The organism is Acidovorax sp. (genome assembly GCF_046291265.1).
Taxonomy (GTDB): Bacteria; Pseudomonadota; Gammaproteobacteria; order Burkholderiales; family Burkholderiaceae_C; genus Acidovorax.
In genome coordinates, this window is record NZ_JBKBTV010000128.1 from 1 (window position 1) to 3870 (window position 3870).

The window sequence follows — 3870 nt, forward strand, 5'->3', positions numbered from 1 at the left end:
GGCGTGGTGTTGACGCGGATCACGCGCAAGCAGTTCGATGCGGCGGGGCTAGCCGAGGCGATCGAGCCGCACTACGTGATTTGCAAGGACGAGATGGAAGAGTAGGTGGACGCCGAGCGCTTCCAGCAGCGGCTGTGGGCGATGTTTGCGCACTCGTTTGGCGGCGCCATGTCTTTGCCGCAGCTGGACCGCGTGCGCTGGATCATGTTTCCGCAGGTGCGCGTGGAGCCGCAGGGTTCGTTGTTCGACGATCAGGACGCAGAGGCGGACCTGCCCACCATCATGCGGGTGATGGACCTGCAGCAGGAGCAACTTGCGAGAAGCCTGGGCGAGGGGCACCGCGTCATCCACGGCGTGGCCGGTTCGGGCAAGACCATGCTGCTGGGCTACCGCGCCGAACACCTGGCCAAGGCGCAGACCGCGGCCAGCAAACCCATCCTCATCCTCTGCTACAACGAACCGCTGGCCCGGCAGATTGCGCGCGTGATGGCCGCCAAAGGCATTGCCGACCGCGTACACGCCGTGCACTTCCACAAATGGTGCCGCGACCAGCTGGTGGCCTACGGACAAAGCCTGCCCGACAACAACCAGCCAGTTACCGACAAGATGGCCGACATGGTCCAGCGCGTCATCGCCGGCGTGGACCGCCGACAGATCCCCAGCGGGCAATACCGCGCCGTGCTCATCGACGAAGGCCACGACTTCGCGCCCGAATGGCTGCGCCTGGTGGTGCAGATGGTGGACCCGGCCACCAACAGCCTGCTCGTGCTGTACGACGACGCGCAGAGCATCTACGAACGCACGCAAAAGAAAAACTTCAGCTTCAAGAGCGTGGGCATCCAGGCGCAGGGGCGGACCACCATCCTCAAGATCAACTACCGCAACACGCGGCAGATCCTGCAAACGGCCAGCCTCGTCGCCGCAGAACATGTATACCCCCACGCTCCGCCGCTGCGCGGGTCGCTGCCCCCCAAGGGGGCTGATCCGGCGTGGGGCGCCCCGGCGCCGGAGCGTCTGCGGACCGCCGAAGACAAGGACGACGACGGCGTGCCCCTGCTCAAGCCCGTGAGCTGCGGGCGCGACGGCGAAGCGCCGCTCATCGTGCGCCTGCCCACGCTGCGCGAAGAAGTGGCCCAAGTGGCCGAGCTGCTGGCCGCCGCCCACCGCGAAGGCCACGCCTGGGCCGACATGGCCATCCTCTGCCGCCACCACAGCGAAATGGACATGTGCGCCGAATTCCTGCGCAAACGCAAGCTGCCGCACCAGCTGCGCCGCAACTCATCCAGCGTGTACGACCCCGCGCACGACAGCATCAAGGTGATGACGCTGCACGTCAGCAAAGGGCTGGAGTTCCCGGTGGTGGCGCTGGTGGGCGCCGGGCGCATGCCCGCCGAGGGCGAGGACGAACGCGAGGAAGCGCGGCTGTTCTATGTGGGGGCTACGCGGGCGACGCAGCGGTTGGTGATTGGGGCGAGTGGTTCAGGTGGATTTGCCAGTCGCCTTGCACAGTAAATAGTCGTCCCTGAAGAATCCCCGGAGCCCGCATAAACACTGGACTTCGGGATGATTTCGGATAGCCGGAACTCCCAGTTTGATTTCCAATAGGGGCAGTTTTCTGGGAGCTCTGCCGTGCTGTTTGCCTGCCCCGCCACCGACGATTTCTTCCGCTCGCGCATTGATCACATGATCGATCTGCGCCATCCGCTGGCAGTGCTTGCCTCGCGCATGCCCTGGCAGGAGATTGAAGCGCGGGTGGCTCAGGTGTTTTCCTGCAAAGGCCGCGCCGGTGTGGCCATGCCAGACCTGGACCTCTTTGGTGAACAGGTGCAGCGCGCGGCTGTGTCCAGCAACGCAGGACGCCCCCGCGTGCCGCTGCGCATCATGATCGCGCTGCTGTACCTCAAGCACGCTTTCAACGAGTCCGACGAGGGTGTCGTCGAGCGCTGGGGCGAGACGCCGACCTGGCAGTTCTTCTCGGGCCAGGCATACTTTGAGCACCACCGCCCCTGCGACGCCACCACCCTGGTCAAGTTCCGCCAGTTGCTGGGCGAAGAAGGTGTGGAGGAGTTGCTGGCCCAGACCATCAACGTGGCCGTTGAACTCCAGCTGATCAAGCCGCAGGAGCTCACCCGCGTGATCGTGGACAGCACGGTGCAGCACAAGGCCATTGCGCACCCCACCGACAGCCGCCTGCTGGAGACAGCGCGCGTCAAGCTGGTGGAGGCTGCCAAGGAAGCCGGCATCGATCTGAAGCAGACCTTCGCCAAGGAGGGCAAAGAGCTGGGGCGCAAGGCCGGGCGGTATGCCCACGCCCGCCAGTTCAAGCGCATGAAGCGCGCCATCAAGCGCCAGCGCACTATCGTCGGGCGGTTGCAGCGCGAGATCGACCGCAAGGCCAGTGCCATCGGAGCTGCCGTGCGAGAAGCGCTCGCTGAGCCTTTGAACAAGGCCCAGCGCATCCACGCCCAGAGTGCTCAGCGCAAGGCTGCCGAGGGACAACCCAAGCTCTACGCCTGGCACGCGCCGGAGGTGGACTGCATCAGCAAAGGCAAGGCCAGAACGCCCTACGAGTTCGGGGTCAAGGTGGGCATTGCCAGCACGCTGCAGGGCAACCTGATCGTGGGCGCCCGGGCATTCCACGGCAATCCGTATGACGGACACACCCTGAACGAGCAACTGGAGCAGGCCGCGATCCTGATGCAGGACAGCAGGTCAAAGCCTGCGACGGCCTTCGTCGATCTGGGTTACCGGGGTGTGGATGCAGACAACCCGGATGTGCACGTCGTGCATCGGGGTAAGAGCAGGCGGATCAGCGAGCAAGAAAGAAAGCTGCTCAAGAGGCGCCAGGCGATCGAGCCCATCATCGGCCACCTCAAGAGCGACCACCGCATGGACCGTTGTCACCTCAAGGGTGAGAGGGGTGACCGGCTGCACGCGGTGCTGTGTGCGGCGGGCTACAACATCAAATGGCTGCTGCGCATGATCGCCCGCAAGGGCTTCACCTTCTTGGTGGTGATTTTTTTGTGCCTGCAACAAGCCAGCGCCCAGGGCCGGTCTTGGCTGGCGGCTGCCATGGCGTGGGTCATCCGGGCACCAAGCACTTGCTCATCCGGCTACGTTGCCCCAAGAACTCACGATCGGCGGTATGCCCTCCGGCCGATTGCGGCTTGAAATGAATATTTCAGGGGCGACTAAATACAAACAGGAGGACCGATGGCCAACAAACCAAACAGCAGCCGCCTCGCGGTGATGATCGATGCCGATAACGCTCAAGCGGCGCTCGTACAGGAACTGATGTCCGAAATTTCGCGTTACGGCACGGCAACGATCAAGCGCGCATACGGTGACTGGACGACCACGAACCTAGCGCCCTGGAAGACTGTTCTTCATGCAAACGCGGTACAGCCGATCCAGCAGTTCCGGTACACGACGGGCAAGAACGCGACCGACTCTGCATTGATCATCGACGCCATGGATGTTCTGCATGCTGGAGTCGTCGATGGTTTTTGCCTCGTTTCGTCTGACAGTGACTTCACCCGACTGGCGACTCGTATTCGTGAGGCTGGCCTGGAGGTTTACGGGTTTGGTGAGCGACACACGCCGGAGCCATTCGTGGCAGCTTGCGACAAGTTCATCTATCTGGAGATCCTGCGGCAGAAGCCGGCGGACCCTCAAGCGGCTGCAGCTGAACCCGTTGAGGTGCCTGTCAAGGAGCTGGTGCAACTCCAGCCTTTGATGATTGCCGCCATCGACGCGAATGCTCGTGAGGATGGATGGGCTCCGCTAGGTGGAGTTGGCGGGCACATTGGCAAGGTCCATCCCTCATTCGATTCTCGGAATTACGGGTTCAAGAAGCTTAGTGATCTGGTT

General features: G+C 63.3%; 2 protein-coding genes and 1 pseudogene. All 3 read left to right on the forward strand.

Translation table 11 applies throughout. The features are described 5' to 3' along the window. Positions 1 to 1512: pseudogene (locus tag ACK41V_RS23355) on the forward strand (DEAD/DEAH box helicase); the annotation flags it as partial. A 117-nt stretch (positions 1513 to 1629) separates the two neighbouring features. Continuing rightward, a complete protein-coding gene (locus tag ACK41V_RS23360) occupies positions 1630 to 3171 on the forward strand; it encodes an IS5 family transposase (protein ID WP_409786024.1) in 1542 nt (513 codons plus the stop codon). A 42-nt stretch (positions 3172 to 3213) separates the two neighbouring features. Then, a partial coding sequence (locus ACK41V_RS23365) for an NYN domain-containing protein (protein WP_409786025.1) occupies positions 3214 to 3870 on the forward strand: 657 nt, incomplete at its 3' end.